At 53.3% G+C, this 18,228-nt stretch carries 17 protein-coding genes; 11 read left to right on the top strand and 6 right to left on the bottom strand.

Annotated features, from left to right (window positions below; translation table 11 throughout):
- The first annotated feature begins 62 nt into the window (after positions 1–62).
- Positions 63–2,135 (top strand): phenylacetic acid degradation bifunctional protein PaaZ, encoded by a 2,073-nt coding sequence (gene paaZ, locus N6G83_RS48935; RefSeq protein WP_211134741.1) that lies wholly within the window; start codon positions 63–65, stop codon positions 2,133–2,135.
- 73 nt (positions 2,136–2,208) lie between these two features.
- Here paaZ and N6G83_RS48930 read toward each other — a convergent pair whose 3' ends face one another.
- A complete protein-coding gene (locus tag N6G83_RS48930; protein ID WP_211134740.1) occupies positions 2,209–3,765 on the bottom strand; it encodes a GGDEF domain-containing protein in 1,557 nt (518 codons plus the stop codon).
- Positions 3,766–3,891: 126 nt separating this feature from the next.
- On the opposite strand from N6G83_RS48930, the gene N6G83_RS48925 reads away from it, so the two are divergent.
- The gene (locus N6G83_RS48925) at positions 3,892–4,089 is read left to right on the top strand and encodes a hypothetical protein (protein WP_074031581.1); all 198 of its coding nucleotides are present in this window, start codon (positions 3,892–3,894) and stop codon (positions 4,087–4,089) included.
- Positions 4,090–4,134: 45 nt separating this feature from the next.
- Here N6G83_RS48925 and N6G83_RS48920 read toward each other — a convergent pair whose 3' ends face one another.
- Positions 4,135–4,551: a VOC family protein gene (locus N6G83_RS48920; RefSeq protein WP_024528932.1), complete on the bottom strand. Its 417-nt coding sequence runs from the start codon at positions 4,549–4,551 to the stop codon at positions 4,135–4,137.
- A gap of 520 nt (positions 4,552–5,071) precedes the next feature.
- On the opposite strand from N6G83_RS48920, the gene N6G83_RS48915 reads away from it, so the two are divergent.
- Both N6G83_RS48915 and N6G83_RS48910 read left to right on the top strand, forming a co-directional pair.
- Positions 5,072–5,320 carry a GlsB/YeaQ/YmgE family stress response membrane protein gene (locus tag N6G83_RS48915; protein ID WP_021180898.1) on the top strand — a complete coding sequence of 83 codons (249 nt, stop codon included), beginning with the start codon at positions 5,072–5,074 and terminating at the stop codon, positions 5,318–5,320.
- A gap of 85 nt (positions 5,321–5,405) precedes the next feature.
- Positions 5,406–5,795: a YidB family protein gene (locus N6G83_RS48910; protein WP_211134739.1), complete on the top strand. Its 390-nt coding sequence runs from the start codon at positions 5,406–5,408 to the stop codon at positions 5,793–5,795.
- 123 nt (positions 5,796–5,918) lie between these two features.
- On the opposite strand, the gene N6G83_RS48905 is transcribed toward N6G83_RS48910, so the two are convergent.
- Positions 5,919–6,926, bottom strand: a complete 1,008-nt coding sequence (locus N6G83_RS48905; protein ID WP_211134738.1) for an NAD(P)H-quinone oxidoreductase — start codon at positions 6,924–6,926, stop codon at positions 5,919–5,921.
- Between the two features lie 137 nt (positions 6,927–7,063).
- Positions 7,064–7,273: a hypothetical protein gene (locus N6G83_RS48900; protein ID WP_021805739.1), complete on the bottom strand. Its 210-nt coding sequence runs from the start codon at positions 7,271–7,273 to the stop codon at positions 7,064–7,066.
- A gap of 288 nt (positions 7,274–7,561) precedes the next feature.
- On the opposite strand from N6G83_RS48900, the gene N6G83_RS48895 reads away from it, so the two are divergent.
- The 3 genes from N6G83_RS48895 to dsrB all read left to right on the top strand — a co-directional run bounded on the left by N6G83_RS48895 (position 7,562) and on the right by dsrB (position 9,287).
- Entirely contained in the window at positions 7,562–8,341 is a 780-nt protein-coding gene (locus tag N6G83_RS48895) for an ion transporter (protein ID WP_080673349.1), read from the top strand.
- A 287-nt stretch (positions 8,342–8,628) separates the two neighbouring features.
- Positions 8,629–8,841 (top strand): transcription antiterminator/RNA stability regulator CspE, encoded by a 213-nt coding sequence (gene cspE / locus N6G83_RS48890; RefSeq protein ID WP_004946278.1) that lies wholly within the window; start codon positions 8,629–8,631, stop codon positions 8,839–8,841.
- Positions 8,842–9,086: 245 nt separating this feature from the next.
- Entirely contained in the window at positions 9,087–9,287 is a 201-nt protein-coding gene (gene dsrB / locus N6G83_RS48885) for a protein DsrB (RefSeq protein WP_021180904.1), read from the top strand.
- A gap of 172 nt (positions 9,288–9,459) precedes the next feature.
- Here dsrB and rcsA read toward each other — a convergent pair whose 3' ends face one another.
- The gene (rcsA, locus tag N6G83_RS48880; protein WP_173409065.1) at positions 9,460–10,089 is read right to left on the bottom strand and encodes a transcriptional regulator RcsA; all 630 of its coding nucleotides are present in this window, start codon (positions 10,087–10,089) and stop codon (positions 9,460–9,462) included.
- 686 nt (positions 10,090–10,775) lie between these two features.
- On the opposite strand from rcsA, the gene N6G83_RS48875 reads away from it, so the two are divergent.
- Positions 10,776–11,513 (top strand): GNAT family N-acetyltransferase, encoded by a 738-nt coding sequence (locus tag N6G83_RS48875; protein WP_211134737.1) that lies wholly within the window; start codon positions 10,776–10,778, stop codon positions 11,511–11,513.
- On the opposite strand, the gene N6G83_RS48870 is transcribed toward N6G83_RS48875, so the two are convergent.
- Positions 11,467–12,879, bottom strand: a complete 1,413-nt coding sequence (locus N6G83_RS48870) for a pyridoxal-dependent decarboxylase (RefSeq protein ID WP_211134736.1) — start codon at positions 12,877–12,879, stop codon at positions 11,467–11,469. The two genes, N6G83_RS48875 and N6G83_RS48870, sit on opposite strands and share 47 nt — an antisense overlap.
- Before the next feature lie 105 nt (positions 12,880–12,984).
- On the opposite strand from N6G83_RS48870, the gene N6G83_RS48865 reads away from it, so the two are divergent.
- The 3 genes from N6G83_RS48865 to mgtA all read left to right on the top strand — a co-directional run bounded on the left by N6G83_RS48865 (position 12,985) and on the right by mgtA (position 18,102).
- The gene (locus tag N6G83_RS48865; RefSeq protein WP_024528926.1) at positions 12,985–13,854 is read left to right on the top strand and encodes a LysR substrate-binding domain-containing protein; all 870 of its coding nucleotides are present in this window, start codon (positions 12,985–12,987) and stop codon (positions 13,852–13,854) included.
- A 528-nt stretch (positions 13,855–14,382) separates the two neighbouring features.
- Positions 14,383–15,081, top strand: coding sequence for an MgtC family protein (locus N6G83_RS48860; protein WP_021180910.1), 699 nt, complete (start codon positions 14,383–14,385; stop codon positions 15,079–15,081).
- A gap of 321 nt (positions 15,082–15,402) precedes the next feature.
- Complete coding sequence (gene mgtA / locus N6G83_RS48855) at positions 15,403–18,102, top strand: magnesium-translocating P-type ATPase (protein ID WP_199061878.1); 2,700 nt, start codon at positions 15,403–15,405, stop codon at positions 18,100–18,102.
- Positions 18,103–18,228 lie beyond the last annotated feature (126 nt).

Raw genomic sequence — 18,228 nt, 5'->3', positions numbered from 1 at the left:
TGGAAATTATGTGATACATCATTAATCTTGATAGTGTCTATTTATGAATTCCGGAGGAGCAAATGCAGCAGTTAACCAGTTACCTTTCTGGCGCCTGGGTGTACGGACAGGGTCAATCCCGCGAGATCCAGCATGCCGTTACCGGCGAGCCTTTGTATCAGGTCTGCTCCGACGGGCTGCCGTTGGCTGCCAGCCTGAGCTATGCCCGCAAGCTGGGTGGCACGGCGCTGGCAAATATGACGTTTCAACAGCGCGCTCAGATGATGAAAGCGGTGGCTAAACACCTGCTGGCTAATAAAGAAGCGCTATATCAGATCTCCTATCAAACCGGTGCTACGCGTAATGACAGCTGGGTTGATATCGAAGGTGGTATTGCCACGCTGTTCTCCTATGCGGGATTGGCAGGGCGCGAACTGCCGGACGATACGCTGTGGCCGGAAGATGAGCTGATCCCACTCTCCAAGCAGTCACAGTTTGCCGCACGCCATGTGCTGACTTCTCGCCCCGGTGTCGCACTGCATATCAATGCCTTTAACTTCCCTTGCTGGGGAATGTTGGAGAAACTGGCACCCACTTGGTTGGCGGGGATGCCTGCCATCATCAAACCCGCCACCGCTTCGGCACAGCTAACCCAGGCGATGGTGAAGCTGATTATCGACAGCGGGTTGGTGCCTGAAGGGGCGTTACAGCTAATCTGCGGCGGCGTGGGTGATATGTTCGATCACCTCGATTATCAGGATGCGGTCACCTTTACCGGCTCGGCGCAAACCGGGCAGAAGCTGCGTTCTCATCCGCGCCTGCTGGAGAAATCGATCGCCTTTACCATGGAAGCGGACTCGTTAAACTGTTGCGTGCTAGGGGAGGGCGTGACGCCAGAAATGCCGGAGTTTGCGCTGTTTATCAAAGAGGTCAGCCGCGAAATGATCAGCAAGGCGGGGCAAAAATGTACCGCTATCCGGCGCATTATCGTTCCGGTGGCCCGCATTGCCGAGGTACAGCAAGCGCTGTTGCAGCGCCTGGCTGGCGTAAAGATTGGTGACCCACAGCTGGAGCAGGTGCGGATGGGAGCGTTGGTCAATCAGGAACAGCGTGACGACGTGCAGAAAAAGGTGGAATTCCTGCTGCGCAATGGCTGTGAGCCACTCTGTGGTGCAACGCTGGATAAGTTGAAGGTGGTGGGCGATGGCGCTCAATCAGGTGCTTTTTATCCGATCACCCTGCTGTACTGCGCCGATCCGTTCCGCCATCAGGCCGTACATGGCACCGAGGCGTTTGGCCCGGTGGCGACGCTGATGCCTTATCAAACTACCGCACAGGCCATTGAGTTGGCGTTGCTGGGGCAAGGTAGTCTGGCCGGATCGTTGGTGACGGCTGATGCGGAGTTGGCTTCACAGTTTATTCGAGCAACCGCCTGCGCCCATGGCCGCATGTTGGTGCTGGATCGCCATGCGGCTACGGAATCGACCGGCCACGGTTCACCATTGCCTTTGCTGGTACATGGTGGGCCAGGGCGAGCTGGCGGCGGGGAAGAGCTTGGTGGGTTACGGGCGGTAAAACACTATATGCAGCGCACGGCGATCCAGGGCAGCCCGTCGATGCTGGCGGCCATCAGCCGTGAATGGGTACGAGGTGCCGACGTGGTGGAGGAACAGGTACACCCGTTCCGCAAATACTTTGAGCAGTTGCAGATTGGCGAAAGCTTGCTGACCGCCCGCCGTACCATTACCGAAGCCGACCTCGTCAACTTTGCCTGCCTGAGCGGCGACCATTTCTACGCGCATATGGACAAGATCGGCGCGGCAGAATCACTGTTTGGTGAGCGAGTGGCCCACGGTTACTTTGTGGTTTCTGCCGCCGCCGGGCTGTTCGTCGATCCGGGCGTCGGGCCGGTGATTGCCAACTACGGCATGGAAAACCTGCGTTTTATCGAGCCGGTGAAAATTGGCGATACCATTCAGGTGCGGTTGACCTGTAAAAAGAAAATCCGCAAGCCGCAAAAAACCGCTGAGGATCGTCCGCATGGCGTGGTGGTCTGGGATGTGCAGGTGCTCAATCAGCATCAGCAGGCCGTGGCGCTGTATAGCATTCTGACGCTGGTGGCGCGCCAGGAAGGGGACTTCAACACGGTGCACTAAGGCTGGATCGTCAGGGGCATCATGTTAAGATGCCCATTATTTGCTGAAATGATCTACCCTAACTATTCTGAGCCTAGAGGCTGCAAACCCGGTTCTTGCCGCTTTTTTTCGCCGTATACAGGGCGTTATCCGCCAGGCTGACCAGGCTCAGCGGCGTATCGTTATACGGATGCGGGATTTTAGCACTGGCACCGATGCTGGCGGTGATAATCCCCAGCGGGCTGCCTGTGTGGGCGATCTTCAACTGCCGGATGCCCTCCAGAACCCGTTCGGCAAAGGCGATTGCGCCCTGAAGATCGGTATCCGGCAGAATAATTGCCAGCTCCTCACCGCCGTAACGCGCCATCAGATCGCCAGGACGGTTGACCATGCCTTGCAACATGCGGCCCAACTGCTGCAAACACTGATCCCCAGCCACATGGCCGTAGATATCGTTAAACTGTTTAAAATAATCAATATCCAGCATCAACAGGGCAACGCTGCGATCGTTGCGCGCCGCTCGCGTCATTTCGTTTTTTAGCGCGATATCAAACTGACGGCGATTGGCCAGGCCGGTCAAGCCATCTAGCAAAGCCAGTTCTTCCAGCGTGTGGTTCATCAGCGTCAGTTGATCACGGGTGCGCACCAGCTCGACTTCGGTCTGTACGCTTTGGTTAATCTGACGTATCAGCACCAACCCCAGGGCCAACAGTATGGACAGCAGGACTCCTCCACCGAGTGCAAAAAGTGACGCATCGTTGCGCCAGTCGGCCAGAACGTCTTTTTTCGACAGCCCGGCGGTGATCACCAGCGGATAACGCTCCACCTGCGAATAACCATAAACCCTTTCTACATTGTCAAACTGCGAGACCATGGTGACGTTGCCAAAGGACGAGTGCGGCAGAACTTCACGGAAAAAAATGCTGTGGGAGATGTTTTTCCCGATGGCATCCTCATTGTAAGGGCGGCGGTACAAAATGGAGCCGTCGGCCAGTATCAGGCTGAGTGAGGCGTCGTTGTTAAGGGCAAAGGTGTTGTAAAACTGGCGGAAATAATCGACATACAGCGTCGAAATGACCACGCCGGCAAAGCTGCCGTCCGCATGGTTCAGGCGGCGCGACACCGGGATAACCAAATCGCCGGTCGAGCGGCTGCGGATCACCTCGCCGATATAAATCATATTATTGTTATGAGTGACGTGGTATTTAAAATACGCCCGGTCGGCATTATTGGCATGGCTGAGGGGTTTACCGTTGGACGTCAGGATCCAGTTGCCCTGGGCATCATAGATAAAACTGCCATGCAGTTGCGGAAAGTTACTGGCCTGAGTCTGCATGATTTTTTGCAGGCGTAAACGCTGGGATTGGCCCAAGCCATCGGTTTCAATCCGTTCGCTAAGATCGGCCAGGTTACTGTCTACCTGCGCAAAGGTATCTTCGGCGTGCTGTGCCAGCGATCGGGCCAGATTCTGCGAGTCATTTTCGGCAATTTGCAGGTTGCGTTGATGAGCGTTCCAGATTTGCCAGGCGTTGAACATGATCAGGGTAAGCACGACGATAATAACGAACACGCCAGCCTGATAGAGTAACGGCGAGTTTTTGTTTTTCCCGGATAATGGCTGTTTTTGGGGCGGGAGCTGGGGTGCTGGCATAGCATTCCTGTCATGGAATCAGTTGGGGACGGGTATTGCGAACAATCTTAACCCTTCTATTTCCATCTTGCATGTCCCGTTATATTTCCAGGATATGTTCAGCATAAATTGGTGCCGGGGAGGCGCATGGCAGCACTATCTGACGCTATGATGCAGGTTTTACTGATGCTGGCGGTATATTACCCGTTAACGCTCCTGGCGTTGGCCGGGTTGATGATTATCGCCTATCAGCGGCGTAAAACACCGTTCTGGCGGTTGGCTCTGGTTTTGTTGCTGGTGTTGTTTGTCTTGTTCTCTCTGGTGGCTTCAAGCTGGCATCGTTAGCACTGGGCAGTGCCTACCCTCACAGCAAGGCACTGCATCATGTGGCTACTCGACGTTGACCATCCAGTTGACACCGAACTTATCGGTCAGCATGCCAAAGCCCTTGGCCCAGAAGGTCGGTTGGAAAGGCATGGTGATGCTGCCACCTTGGGCTAGCCGGTTAAATACCTCGCGGCCTTGCTCGACGTTCTCACTGCGGATCGACAGTGAATAACCGCTATGTGCCGGGCCAGTAGGGTCGGCCGGACACCCATCCGATGCCATAATCACGTTATCCCCGATCACCAGCCTGGCATGCATAATCGAGTCAGGATCGGCATTGGGCGGCCCATTTTGCTGCTCCTCTGCCGGGATATCTTTGTAACGCATCATGATTTCTATATTGCCGTTTAGCTGCTGGGCATAAAAATTCACCGCTTGCTCACAGTTACCGGTAAAAAACAGATAGGGTTGAATCAACATAGTTCCTCCTCTTCAATCCCATGCCCGACAAGGTTGCTGAATTTGTAGGGGGTGAGCATGTCCGAACTTAGGGGAGTCGCATGCTGCGCCCGCTTAACTGCTGGGCCGAGGAGCGCCAAAATAGAAAAACAGCGCCTTGGTCAGGAATGGCTAGCCTGGTCGGACACGTTCACATAAACAACAACGCGGCGGAACCATCCCACACGGCGGCCAAGGAATAGACCAAAACCAAAAACAGCATGAAAGGAGGGTTGCTCATGACGCTATCCTCGGTCGAAGTTCAGTTGAGCATTATTCAGTATAGCTGATTATCGCCACGCAACATGACAGTTGGATGAAAATCGCACAATTTTTATGCGCAGTTTTTCAGACTACAAGATGTAGGTAACCCGCTGATTTTTGACTATAGTAATAAGGTACAGAGGCGTTAATTCTGTCAGTGGGTGGTCGCTGACGGAGAACGTTTTGATAACGGTATTGCCAGCAATTTCGGGCAACGGGTCAATGAGGGAGAGTAAAAATGGGTATTATTTCCTGGATCGTTTTTGGGTTAATCGCCGGTATTCTGGCCAAGTGGATCATGCCGGGTAAAGACGGCGGCGGTTTTATCATGACCGTGATCCTGGGTGTGGTGGGTGCGGTTGTCGGCGGCTATATCAGTACCTTCTTCGGTATGGGCCGGGTTGATGGCTTTAACCTGGGCAGCTTTGTAGTTGCCGTTGTCGGTGCTCTGGTGGTGCTTTTTGTCTACAGAAAGATCAGAAGCTAAGCCGGGTTCGATCAACAGGGGTCGCTAAGGCGGCCCTTTTCTTTTAAATACGACAAACGTACAGCGTTTGAGAAGGGGGATAGCGATGGGATTATTGGATGGGTTAGTTGGGGCATTGAGCGGAGGTAAAGGTATGGATTACAGCGCCATCTTGCAGTGGGTTGAGCAGCAGGGGGGCTTGCCGGCCATTCTGGATAAATTCCGTCAGGGAAATTTGGCGGACGTGGTCGCCTCCTGGATCGGCACGGGTGAAAATCAGACAATCAGCGGCGAACACGTTGAGCAGGCGTTGAGCACCGATGCCATTGCACAGTTGGCCGGTAAGTTGGGGATCGATCCGGCGCAGGCTTCTGCCCTGATTGCCCAGTATTTGCCGATGATCACCGACAAACTGTCACCTAATGGTCAGGAGCCACAGGGCGGCGATTTGATGAGCGCCGGCATGGATTTGCTGAAAGGCAAACTGTTCGGCTGATATGAGGCTGTGTCCCTTAATTGCACGTGAGTGCCGCTAGAGGTCATTTGGACGCGTTGCAAGGCACCAGGGTCAATTGAGGGACACAGCCTAGCCCTCCGGTTTCTGGCCGGAGGGTTTCCATTACAGCGTCAGCATAATTTTACCGATATGCGCACTGGACTCCATCAAGGCATGGGCCTGCGCGGCTTGTTCCAATGGGAACGTCTGGAAAATCTGTGGCTTTAACTCCCCGCGTTCCAGCAACGGCCACACTTTCAGCTCCAGTTCGGCAGCGATCTGGGCTTTATCTTCCACACTGCGCGCCCGCAGCGTTGAGCCGGTATGGGTCAGGCGTTTAAGCAGCAATGGCATCAGGTTCAATTCTTTCACTACGCCGTTTTGCGTGCCGATCTGAACGATACGCCCATCCATTGCGGCGGCGCGGTAGTTCTTCTCCACGTAATCCCCCGCGATCAGATCGACGATGACATCGGCCCCTTTCCCATTGGTGGCGGTTTTTGTCAGTTCGACAAAATCTTCGGTGCGGTAGTTGATGGCGACGTCAGCCCCCAACGCCAGGCTGGCCTCACGCTTATCTTCAGAGCCAACGGTAGTAATGACATAGGCGCAGAAGGCTTTGGCCAACAGGGTGGCAACCGTGCCAATGCCAGATGTGCCTCCGTGGATCAGCACGGTTTCCCCGGCCCGAAGATGGCCCCGTTGAAATACGTTGACCCAAACGGTGAAGAAGGTTTCTGGCATGGCGGCGGCTTCTATCATGCTGAAGCCTTGAGGGACCGGCAGCGCATTGCTTTCATGCACCTTGCAATATTCGGCATAGCCCCCACCGGCGATCAGCGCACATACGTCGTCACCGGGGGCATAGCGTTGTACACCAACGCCAACGGCCACCACCGTGCCAGCAATTTCCAACCCTGGAATGTCCGAGGCGCCCGGCGGTGGGGCATATTGCCCACGGCGTTGCATAACATCTGGGCGGTTGACGCCGGCGGCAGCGACTTTCACCAGTATTTCACCCTGGGCTAATACCGGTAACGGGCGCTCCGCACTCACCAGAACCTCTGGCTCGCCCGGCTGGCTAATTTCGATGACCTTCATGTTTTCAGGTAGTTGTGCGTTGGCTGACATGCCGTTCTCCTTGATCAATCTGCGTATTCGGGATATTCCCGGCTGGATTATCTTATAGGGATAACAGAGTTGGCATGTGTGCGAAAGGGCGGTTTTATCTAGACAAGCAGAGATACCGCCGCAGAGGGGGCAGAGGATCAGTCGTTTGGCGGAATACGAAAACCTTTCAGCGAGACGATAAAGTGTTTTTTACCTTTGGAAATCTTGGCACCCTGATCGCACCACAGGCTGGCGAGCTGGAAAAAATCGTCGCTGTCAATGTCATAGGCCAGCTCAATCTTTTTCGCCGATCCTGAGCGGATCAGCGTTTCTGCCTGCTGGTGATTAATGGCTTTTACGGTGTTCATAGGCGAAATCCTTGGTGTTAACCCGGAGCGGATAATCGCTAGCCATCATATGGCTGGATTGTGACATTTTTGTGATGGAAATATGACGCTGGACCATTTTGCGGCTTGGCGCTCATTTTCTCCTGATCCTGTCATGGGGTAAATTTGGTGGTGTGCAGGTTCGGATTTAGTATGCGTGTAAACCTTTTGACCAGACATCGGATTATGATCAACAAAGTACGAAAACAACCCCTGCGCCAGCGTAGCTATCAGCTGTTGTTCAGCAATCAAACCCGAACGGGGCGCAGGATGCAGCTATTCTGGGTGAGTACGGCGCTGCTCAGTGTGCTGTTGCTGTTTATCGAACCCGGCGGCAGCTCGCTGTATACCCCCAATGCTCAAGTGCTTTATCAGCTGTTTTTGGCGGAGGTCTTTTTCACCACCCTTTTTACTGTGGAATATCTGTTGCGGCTGTGGTGCACGCCGAGTAAAGAGCGCTATGCCATCAGCTTTTTTGGCATTGTCGATCTGCTGACGATGTTGCCGATGTATATCATCTGGATATTCCCGCATATGGCGGTGGAATATATCGCTCTGCTGCGTGTACTGCGGATCCTGCGCGTATTGCGGGTGTTGAAACTGTTGCGCTACATGAGTGAGATGAGCATTGTCTGGCGCAGCATCAAGCTGGCGCGCCATAAGCTGACCCTGTTCTTTGGCTTTGTCGGCGTGATGCTGTGCGTATTTGGTGGCCTGATGTACGCGGTGGAGGGAGGCAGTGGTGGATTTACCAGCCTTGGCGCATCAATGTACTGGGCGGTAGTTACGTTAACCACCGTGGGCTACGGCGATATTGTGCCCCACACGCCATTAGGGCGGATGCTGGCTTCGGTGCTGATCCTGGTAGGGTATTCGATTATTGCGGTGCCTACGGGGATCCTGACCGCCTACATGTCGCAGGAGATGCAGCGCTATCGGGAACAGCGCCATTGCGCACAATGCGACCGTGGCGGGCATGAAGCCGAGGCGAAGTTTTGTAAATATTGTGGCGCTACGTTACCACCATTGTCAGTGAAATCCGCAAGATAACGCCGATAATTTCGCCAGCGGGGAGCAAATTCTGTGCGTTCGATCTCCCTTTCCAGCCTCACGAGATAAAAAGAGTTGCTATTATACGCCCGACATGAGTTAATGATTCTCGGCCTGTGGTACAGACCTATTTATGCACGACATTTTGAGTAAAGTAGTTCAAATTTAAAGCGTTATCCTTGATAGCTCTTCACTGACGAATTTCCTTTCTAGTGCCTCCATAAGTAACTGATGACCGGCTATTTCATGCCCATGGTGGCTTAAATTTTTTATTGAAGGAATTCAACATGTCTAACATGATCAAAGGTCAAGTGAAGTGGTTCAACGAGTCTAAAGGTTTTGGTTTCATCACTCCTGCAGACGGCAGCAAAGACGTGTTCGTACACTTCTCTGCAATTCAGGATCAAGGCTTCAAGACCCTGGCTGAAGGCCAGAACGTACAGTTCTCTATCGAGAACGGTGCTAAAGGTCCGTCAGCGGCTAACGTTACCGCTATCTAATCGGCCTCTCGCTGATTAACAAAAACCCGCCAAGGCGGGTTTTTTTGTGTCTGTGATTTGAGCCAGTGGGCGGAAAAACCGTTCACGGTGGTGTGCCAGGCGCTCTGAAAGGTCAGCCTGACATTCTGCTAAGCTTTACTAGCCATCGTCGTAAGATGGCTCAGAGGGGCAACGGATTACGCCATGGTGGGTTCTTTTCGTCAACTGTAATAGACTGATATCCGGGATAAATAACGAGGTAGAGCATGAAAGTTAACGATCTGGTGACGGTAAAGACCGACGGCGGCCCTCGTCGGGAAGGGGTCGTGCTGGAAGTTGAAGTGTTTAATGAAGGCACCATGTATCTGGTGTCACTGGAAGATTACCCGGCGGGCGTGTGGTTCTTCAATGAGATCGATAGCCGCGATGGTACCTTTGTAGAGCTGCGTAGTGCTGAACAGGATTAAATCTTTTCCTGCAATTAACAGCTTGCCGCCGGTCTGGCTGGTGGGCTGAAACCTGGCCGCACAGTTACGCGGTGTTGAAAACTTGCCAAAATACCCGTAGCGGCATCATTGCCGCTGAAAACGGGCGTTTTTCTGTCGTACTCTAAACCAACGTGTTCTGCTGTCGCTTTAATCAACGGCTGTTGACGAAAATGCCGCTGGTAAGCGTGTCGGTCAGGCGGACAACATGGTAGATGATCTGCTTATTGTGGGTTTTGATCTTTCTTTTGATGTTTCCCTTGTGGGAAGAGACGGTTTTCACCTTGATCTGCATTTGATCGGAGATCTGGATGGTGCCTTGGCCGGACATCCACATGCGCAGCATGTTTGACTCGGTTTGGCTTAGTGTGACAGGTGTCTGATCCAGCGAGCTTTTTTCCGGGCGAACCAGCTTTCTTTCGAGGTAGTGGTTGAGCAACTGACTCATGGTTTGCGGTTTAATCGATTTTGACGAGATGATCACGTTCTTGCGGACGTATAAATAATCGTCGAAATGTACGTTGGTGATGGCCATGAAAATAAAGAATAAAGTATCGGGATTAAGAGAGATCACGCGTTTTATTCTTTCTGTCGCATCCGCTTCATGAATGAAGCAGTCTTCATTCAGGAATACCATATTAGGCTTAAGTTTTGCGCACTTCTCATGCAGGCCGTCGATATGATGGACAGCGCTAATCTGACGCTTTTTCACCCCGTGCGACGTCAGGTAATCGGTTAATCCTAATCTAGTGTAACTGCATGAATCCATAATGATTATTGGCATAGAGCCTCCCACTTAAGTCCGTTTCCACGCGGTTATAAAAACAAAAGCCCGAAGATAAAAGGCTAAAAGTTATAAAAAAATCACATCTTATGAATGCAACTTTCTATCAATAAAACCGGCATGACTCAACGTCTTTTCGAATTATATTTTTTAATCTACCAAAAGCATCAGTTTAGCTTAAGTCGACTTATTATGCTGTGGCGATTTTGCGGCTGGAAATTATCAGTGGACGCCGGGTAATCAGCCTTAAATTTGCTGCTATGGTTAGCTATTTTCATCGTGGTACTATTTCCCGCTAATCAGATGATTCTTAAGAGCCTCTTATAGCTCGTAATGACGCCAGAGTTGGCGGTTTTGTGACTGATAGTGTAGTTGCTGATTCATCACTAAACGCCATTAAGTATGCTTATTCAATTGATTGTATCAATGTATTGGCTCAAATGGTAACGATTCTTAGTTACTTTCATGCGCTTGAGGAAGGAGCTTATGATCGGAATCAAGTCAAAATAAGTAGTTCTGCTAACCATGTGGTCGTTAATTCAATAACAATGTTAAATTATTTCATTTGTTAATTATTCGTCAGTGAATAACTTATCCGCGACATATCGATTTTCCTGACGTATCTTACTGCGCAGAGACAACGAAATGCTGCTAGATGCGATTTCAACTCACAATCAGGAGGACGGGTGGATCACAATCAGTTTGGGCAACCCATTGGTACAGCGCTTGAGGGCTGGCAACCTGCGGGTGAACCGGGAAAACAGAGTCTCCAAGGGCGTTTCTGCTGCTTGCAGCCGATGGATATCGCGCGCCGTGCTGATGAGTTATTTCATGCCTATCAACTGGCGGAAGACGGACGCGACTGGACCTATCTGTCTAGTGAACGCCCCACGGAGTTGCCTGTTTTCCAGCAGTATTTGCAGCGACAGCTGGCAACCCAGGGGAGAAACACCCTGACGGTGATCGATGCTACTAGCGGTAAAGCGGTCGGCACCTGCGCTTTCTTGAACATCGACCAACCCAACGGGGTGGTTGAGTTGGGGATGATCAACTGGTCACCCTTGATGAAGCGGCGAGCGATGGGGAGTGAAGCCATCTTTCTGATGCTCAAGCACGCTTTTGACGATTTGGGATTCCGCCGTTGCGAGTGGAAATGCGACCGTCTGAATGCCCCCTCTCGCGAGGCTGCACTGCGTCTGGGCTTCACCTTTGAGGGGACTTTTCGTCAGGCGATGACCAGAAAGGGACGCAACCGCGACACGGACTGGTTATCCATCATCGATGGTGAATGGCCAGTATTGCGCGAGGCGTTTGCTGCCTGGCTATCGCCTCAGAATATCTCAGCCGACGGCCAACAGAAGCAGCGCCTCGCGACTTTCAGGCTTCGACCCGACAAGCCTGCATCGATGCCAGCGCCAAAGTAATATCCTGCTCTTCGGTCATCCAATTCACCAGGGCAGCCCGGATACCCGGTTGGCCCGCATAGCTGGTGGGCGTGCAGCGCACCACGCCATGCCGATCCAAGCGATCGATGAAGCGGTTGCGTGCGGCGGTGGCATCGCCTGTAACGCCCTTCAGCGCAAAGCATACGATGTTCAGATTCACCGGGGCCAGCAGGCGGAAGCCTTCACTGGCCGCCAATCCGTCACCTAAACGTCGCGCCAACGTTACGTTACGCTCGACGATCTCCCGCGTACCACTGCTGCCGTAGGCTTTCAATGCCATCCATAAGGGCAGGGCGCGAAAACGCCGTGAATTCTCGGGCGTCAGGTGCAAATAGTTATCTGGGCGCAACGTGGGGGCCTCCAGATAGGTCGAGTGATTCTGGAACACCTGCATCTGCAATGCCAGATGACGGGTAAATTGAATGGCGCTGTCATAAGGGACATTCAGCCATTTATGGGCATCTACGGTGATTGAGTCCGCCTGATGCCAACCGTCCAGCAGATGAGCCAAGCGGGGAGAACAGGCCGCAATCCCCCCAAAGGCGGCATCAACATGTAGCCAGAAGGGATAGCGTGCACGCAGTGCCAGCAGGCGGGGCAGATCGTCGAAAACGCCGGTGTTTACCGTACCTGCGCTGGCGAGCACTATCGTCGGGATATCTGGCGTGGCGGCAAGGTGACGCTCCAGTGCCTCGATATCAATGGCTTCGCAATCAGCCTGGCTGGCGATAGACCTTAACGCTTCACGCCCAATACCGAGCATGCTGAGCGCTTTCACGCTGCTGGCATGGGCATTGGCGGAAAGGACCTGAATCGGCCCCAAGGCGGCCAAGCCAAACTGTGCCACATCGATCCCGCGCTGTTGCCCTAACCACTGGCGGCCGATGGCGATCCCGGTGAAGTTGGCCATGGTGGCACCGCTGACAAAGCTACCGCTGAAGTCGGCGGGCAGTTGCAGCAGGGTTTTCAGTTGCTCAATTGTCGCCAGCTCGATCGCAGCCGCCACGGTATCATTGCTCAGTTGGCTATTCTGGTCGGCAGTGCTAACCAACCAGTCGGCAGCCAGCGCCGCAGGAGTGCTACCGCCGGTGACAAAACCAAAGTAACGCGGCCCGGCACTGCCGGAAAGGCCAGCCTCATAGCGTTGCCAAAAATCGTCTAACGCCGCTAACGCACCGCAACCCTCTTCGGTTAGCCGATCGTCACCGGTTTGCAACTGTTGTTCGGCCAGGGGCGGGCATACCGGCCGCTGGCTCAAGCTGGCAAGGAAGCCCTGCGCCAATTGGTTGGTATGGTCAAGTATGCGGGGTAAATCGTCGAGATCCTGCTGCAAACGTGGATGCATGGTCATGCCTTGAGTTAGGGGTCAGTATGTTTGCACTATAGGCGAACCTGATTAGTGCTAATATCGATAAAAAATGACCCTTTTGGATAGCAAGGCTAACCAGCAATGAATGAGCGTCTTCCCCTGCATATTTTGCCAACCTTTGTGATTGCTGCCCGGCTGGAGAATTTGCGTGCCACGGCACAACGCGTCAGCCTGACTCATGGTGCCGTTAGCCAACAAATCCAACTGCTCGAACAGGCTATTGGCTATCCACTCTTTGAACGCTCCGGGCGTGGGGTTCGGCTAAATGCTGCGGGGCGCGAACTGCTGGCGGCAACTGAACCTGCCTTGCTCGCTTTGCAACAGGGCGTTGACCGAGCCAGACGGGTAGCGGTAAGCCAGATGTTGCGCATCAGCGTGCTGCCTTCCTTTGCGCATTACTGGTTGTTGCCCAGATTGGCGGAGTTTCATCGTGCTTGCCCTGGGATCCGGTTGGATATTGACGCCTCGCTGGCGATACAGGATCTAGACCGTAAAGGATTTGATGCCGCGATCCGTATTGGTGATGGTCAATGGCCAGGCGTTCAGGCTCAGCGTATCGCCTCAGGAGTAGTGCTGCCGGTAGCGACTCCCGCACTGGCCAGGCAATGGCAGGAGGCATTTGATGCTGGAGATCCACAGGTCCCGCTGCTTGAGCATGACGCCACTCCCTGGCATAGCTGGTTTAGCGCCGTAGGGAGAATTGGCGGTGGGCAGCAGTTGGCGCTGTTCAACGACGCGGGTTTACTGTTGCGTGCAGCCGAGCAGGGGTTTGGTATTGCGCTGGTGAAGGCCGTGCTGGCGAAGGATGCGATTGCAGCAGGGCGCTTGGTGCCGCTGGCGGCCGCGCTGCATTTGAATGATAGCGATGTCTATCTGGTGTGGCCACAAGCCGCCGGTTTAACGCCTGAGGTGGTAGCGTTACTGAACTGGTTACAGCAACAGCTAAACTAAATCGCTCAACCGGATCCCTTGTGCTGCGTCTTGGGGCACCCTACAAATTAAACAACGTTGCTCACTACGTAGAGGCTGCTGCGCCCGATTATTATTGTACCTATAACAATATCTCTATAAGGGGAATATTCTGTTTAGCTTTCGTTTACTAATATAACCTTTACTTCACAACCTCATGTCACTATACTCCAGCCAAAATTACCGAGGAGATAACCAATTGGACAGTTGCAGTAGTAGCGAAATAATAAAGGCAAGTTGACCAATCTCCTGTGATTTGTTGCTTGCCGAACACGGCGGGCAGCACCCCTCTCTCGTTATTCCGAGCTGTGCAAACCCGAACATGAAAGTTTTCCCGAGGCGCTTGCGCATTGGGCGTATTGATTCGGATATGATTATGGTATTTAACCATCACCACGGCCTTTTCCCTCCGGGCACCCAAACGCAGACCCGCTGATTAATTATCGGCGCGATTTCGCGTGTGCTTAACGGCACATGATTCAACCTCAATGATTAATTAAGGGGAAGATCATGGCTATGACTCCTTTTATTCTGAATTTATTCCTGGCAATGGGCCTGGGTGCCGTTATTGGTGCCGAGCGTCAATGGCGTCAGCGTATGGCGGGCTTGCGTACCAATTCTTTGGTCGCGACCGGCGCCGCCGTTTTTATCCTGAGCTCTTTTGACACCGAGCCTTCCAGCGCGGGGCGTATTGCGGCGCAGATCGTTTCTGGTATCGGTTTTCTCGGTGCCGGTGTGATTATGCGAGAAGGGCTGAATATCCGCGGCCTGAATACGGCGGCCACCTTGTGGTGCTCTGCGGCCATCGGTGTGCTATGTGGCCTGGGGCAGCATTGGGAGGCCGTCTGCGCCACCCTGGTGATCCTGTGTGCCAATATCCTGCTGCGTGAAGCGGCGCAGCGCATTAACCTGCAACCCCAGCAGCAGGCGGTGGATCTGGAGCTGCGTTATCGTGTCCAGGTGACCTGCGGTGAGCAGGATGAAATCCTGGTTCGTACCCTGATCCTACAGGCGTTGAACGGCGTGGCATTACGCCTGCAATCGCTGCGTAGCGCCGATATTGCCATTCCTGGCCAGTTGGAAGTCTGTGCGGAAATTGTGGCTAACCCGGCCGCGCAAAAAGAGATTGAGGGCATTGTCTGCCGTATTAGTTTAGAACGCAGCGTGAGTGCCGTGCATTGGCGTGTTGCGTCAGAATTACCCGTTTAACCATAAATAACCTTCACCGATAAGGTGATAAGGATGTGTTATGCAAGCACCCCCCAGAGATTTTATTATTCTGCGTATACCCGTCGTCTTTCAAGCTGTAGTGTTGTTTCCTGCAGTTACTCACCCCAGTCACTTACCCAAAAGTAAGCTCCTGGGGATGAGTAAGCTTGTCGCCTAGCTACAACTTGAAATTCAAAGGTATATTAATGGAATAAGCATTACGTTAATGAAGTAAACCAAATAAATTCCACTTTGTGCATGTTCACCCGTTATTACGGGCGGGGTAACCCTGTGTGCAAAGTAAAAAAAGAGAATAGCGTCATGACCCATATTAAAGAAAATAGCCGTCGCCGTGATAAACAGCGCGAGCCGTATGCCATTGCTCTCGAGGCAAAGAACAGCCTCGATCAAACGTTGGCTAATTTAAACTGTAACCGCATCGGATTAACTCAGGAAGATGCCCAGGAGCGTTTGCAGTATTTCGGTAGTAATCAGGTTGCCCATGAGAAGGCACCGCATGCGCTGGTACAGTTAGTCAGCGCGTTTAACAACCCGTTTATCTTTGTGTTGATGGTGCTGGCAGGGATCAGTTTCTTTACCGATTACTGGTTGCCCATGCAAAACGGTGAGGAAACCGATCTTACCGGCGTCATCATTATCCTGATTATGGTTACGTTGAGCGGGTTGCTGCGCTTCTGGCAGGAATACCGCACCAATAAAGCGGCCGAATCACTCAAATCGATGGTGCGTACCACGGCAACGGTGTTGCGCCGCAGTAATTTCAGCACCCAGGCGTTAGCGGTGGAAATTCCCATTCGTGAGTTGGTTCCGGGCGATATTATTCAGCTCTCCGCCGGGGACATGATACCCGCAGACCTCCGCTTGCTTAGCTCACGCGACCTGTTTATCAGCCAGGCCATCTTGACCGGCGAAGCTATTCCGATCGAAAAATACGATGCTTTGGCCGGCGTGAGCCAAAAGTCCAGCGAGATTGATGCCTCCAGCGAAAGCGAACTGCTGGAGTTAGCCAATATCTGCCTGATGGGCACCAACGTGGCCAGCGGAACGGCGACGGCGGTGGTAGTCGCGACCGGTGGCCGCACCTACTTTGGCTCTTTGGCGAAGTCGATCGTTGGTACCCGTTCGCAAACTGCCTTTGACCGTGGGGTAAACAGCGTTAGCTGGCTGCTGATCCGCTTTATGTTGGTGATGGTGCCGATCGTCTTGCTGATTAACGGTTTTACCAAGGGAGACTGGACGGAGGCGGCACTGTTTGCCTTGGCGGTCGCCGTGGGGCTGACGCCGGAAATGCTACCGATGATCGTCAGCTCGAACCTGGCGAAAGGCGCAATTGCCATGGCGCGCCGCAAGGTGGTGGTCAAACGGTTGAATGCGATCCAGAACTTTGGCGCGATGGACGTGCTCTGTACCGATAAAACCGGCACTCTGACGCAGGATCGCATCATTCTGGAACACCATCTGGACGTGAATGGCAGCAAAGATAACCACGTGCTGCATTTAGCCTGGTTGAACAGCTTCCATCAGAGTGGCATGAAGAACCTGATGGATCAGGCGGTGATCCGTTTTGGCCAGGGCCAGCCAGGCGTTGAGGCATTGGGGCGCTACAGCAAGGTTGATGAACTGCCGTTTGATTTTATACGTCGTCGCTTGTCGATCGTGGTACAGGATGAACAACAGCGCCAACTGCTGATTTGCAAAGGTGCAGTTGAAGAGATGTTGGAGATCGCCACCCACGTCCGCGTTGGGCAGCAGGTGTTGGCGCTTGACGAGGCTCGCCGTGCCGATTTGCAGGCGTTGGCCTGCCAGTACAATGAAGATGGTTTCCGCGTGCTGGTGCTGGCAACGCGAGATCTGGGTCTGGAAGGTTGTACTTTGCCACTGAGCATTGTGGATGAACGCGATCTGGTGATCGAAGGCCTGCTGACCTTCCTCGATCCGCCAAAAGAGAGCGCTCGTGAAGCGATTGCTGCCCTACAGGAAAATGGCGTGGCGGTGAAAGTGTTGACCGGCGACAACCCGGTGATCACCTGTAAAATCTGCCGCGATGTCGGCCTGGAGCCAGGAGAGCCGCTCTCCGGCCTGGAGATTGAACAGATGGACGATGCCCATCTGATGCGTGAAGTTGAGCAACGTACGGTATTTACCAAGCTGACGCCGTTGCAAAAATCACGCGTGCTGAAAATGTTGCAGGCTAATGGCCACACCGTGGGCTTCCTGGGGGATGGCATTAACGACGCCCCGGCGTTACGTGATGCCGACGTGGGCATTTCAGTCGATACCGGTACCGATATTGCCAAGGAGTCCGCAGATATCATCCTGTTGGAAAAGAACCTGATGGTGCTGGAAGAAGGGGTGATCAAAGGGCGTGAAACCTTCGGCAATATCATCAAGTATCTGAACATGACCGCCAGCTCCAACTTCGGCAACGTGTTCTCGGTGCTGGTGGCCAGTGCGTTTATTCCGTTCCTGCCGATGCTGGCGATCCACCTGCTGTTACAGAACCTGATGTACGATATCTCCCAGCTTTCCCTGCCGTGGGACAAGATGGACAAAGAATTCCTGCGTAAACCGCGCAAGTGGGATGCCAAGAATATTGGTCGCTTTATGCTGTGGATTGGGCCGACGTCTTCGATTTTCGACATCACGACCTATGCGTTGATGTGGTTCGTGTTTGCCGCCAATAGCGTAGAGCATCAGGCGCTGTTCCAGTCCGGCTGGTTTATCGAAGGCTTGCTGTCTCAGACGCTGGTAGTGCATATGCTACGTACCCAGAAAATCCCGTTCATTCAGAGCACGGCGGCGCTGCCAGTGTTGTTGACCACCGGGATTATTATGGCACTCGGTATCTATATTCCGTTCTCGCCGCTCGGGGCATGGGTCGGGTTGCAACCGCTGCCGTGGGAGTATTTCCCTTGGCTGGTGGCCACTCTGGTCAGCTACTGTGTGGTGGCGCAATTGATGAAGCGTTTCTACATCCGCCGCTTTGGCAAGTGGTTCTAATCTACTTTTGCACCGGGCGTTATGCCCGGTGATAAACCTCAATCGGCCCGTTTCGAGGGTGCGCAGCATCTTGCAGCGCACCCTCGACCGAACATGTGCGGCCACCTTACAAATTCGGCAAGATTG

This window comes from Serratia sp. PL7, from assembly GCF_945957435.1.
This window is presented reverse-complemented; position numbering and strand designations above follow the sequence as displayed.

Excerpts from the sequence above, each read along its gene's own strand:
- paaZ (WP_211134741.1), top strand. The coding sequence starts at position 63 with ATGCAGCAGTTAACCAGTTACCTTTCTGGCGCCTGGGTGTACGGACAG.
- N6G83_RS48930 (WP_211134740.1), bottom strand. The coding sequence starts at position 3,765 with ATGCCAGCACCCCAGCTCCCGCCCCAAAAACAGCCATTATCCGGGAAA.
- N6G83_RS48925 (WP_074031581.1), top strand. The coding sequence starts at position 3,892 with ATGGCAGCACTATCTGACGCTATGATGCAGGTTTTACTGATGCTGGCG.
- N6G83_RS48920 (WP_024528932.1), bottom strand. The coding sequence starts at position 4,551 with ATGTTGATTCAACCCTATCTGTTTTTTACCGGTAACTGTGAGCAAGCG.
- N6G83_RS48915 (WP_021180898.1), top strand. The coding sequence starts at position 5,072 with ATGGGTATTATTTCCTGGATCGTTTTTGGGTTAATCGCCGGTATTCTG.
- N6G83_RS48910 (WP_211134739.1), top strand. The coding sequence starts at position 5,406 with ATGGGATTATTGGATGGGTTAGTTGGGGCATTGAGCGGAGGTAAAGGT.
- N6G83_RS48905 (WP_211134738.1), bottom strand. The coding sequence starts at position 6,926 with ATGTCAGCCAACGCACAACTACCTGAAAACATGAAGGTCATCGAAATT.
- N6G83_RS48900 (WP_021805739.1), bottom strand. The coding sequence starts at position 7,273 with ATGAACACCGTAAAAGCCATTAATCACCAGCAGGCAGAAACGCTGATC.
- N6G83_RS48895 (WP_080673349.1), top strand. The coding sequence starts at position 7,562 with ATGCAGCTATTCTGGGTGAGTACGGCGCTGCTCAGTGTGCTGTTGCTG.
- cspE (WP_004946278.1), top strand. The coding sequence starts at position 8,629 with ATGTCTAACATGATCAAAGGTCAAGTGAAGTGGTTCAACGAGTCTAAA.
- dsrB (WP_021180904.1), top strand. The coding sequence starts at position 9,087 with ATGAAAGTTAACGATCTGGTGACGGTAAAGACCGACGGCGGCCCTCGT.
- rcsA (WP_173409065.1), bottom strand. The coding sequence starts at position 10,089 with ATGCCAATAATCATTATGGATTCATGCAGTTACACTAGATTAGGATTA.
- N6G83_RS48870 (WP_211134736.1), bottom strand. The coding sequence starts at position 12,879 with ATGCATCCACGTTTGCAGCAGGATCTCGACGATTTACCCCGCATACTT.
- N6G83_RS48865 (WP_024528926.1), top strand. The coding sequence starts at position 12,985 with ATGAATGAGCGTCTTCCCCTGCATATTTTGCCAACCTTTGTGATTGCT.
- N6G83_RS48860 (WP_021180910.1), top strand. The coding sequence starts at position 14,383 with ATGGCTATGACTCCTTTTATTCTGAATTTATTCCTGGCAATGGGCCTG.
- mgtA (WP_199061878.1), top strand. The coding sequence starts at position 15,403 with ATGACCCATATTAAAGAAAATAGCCGTCGCCGTGATAAACAGCGCGAG.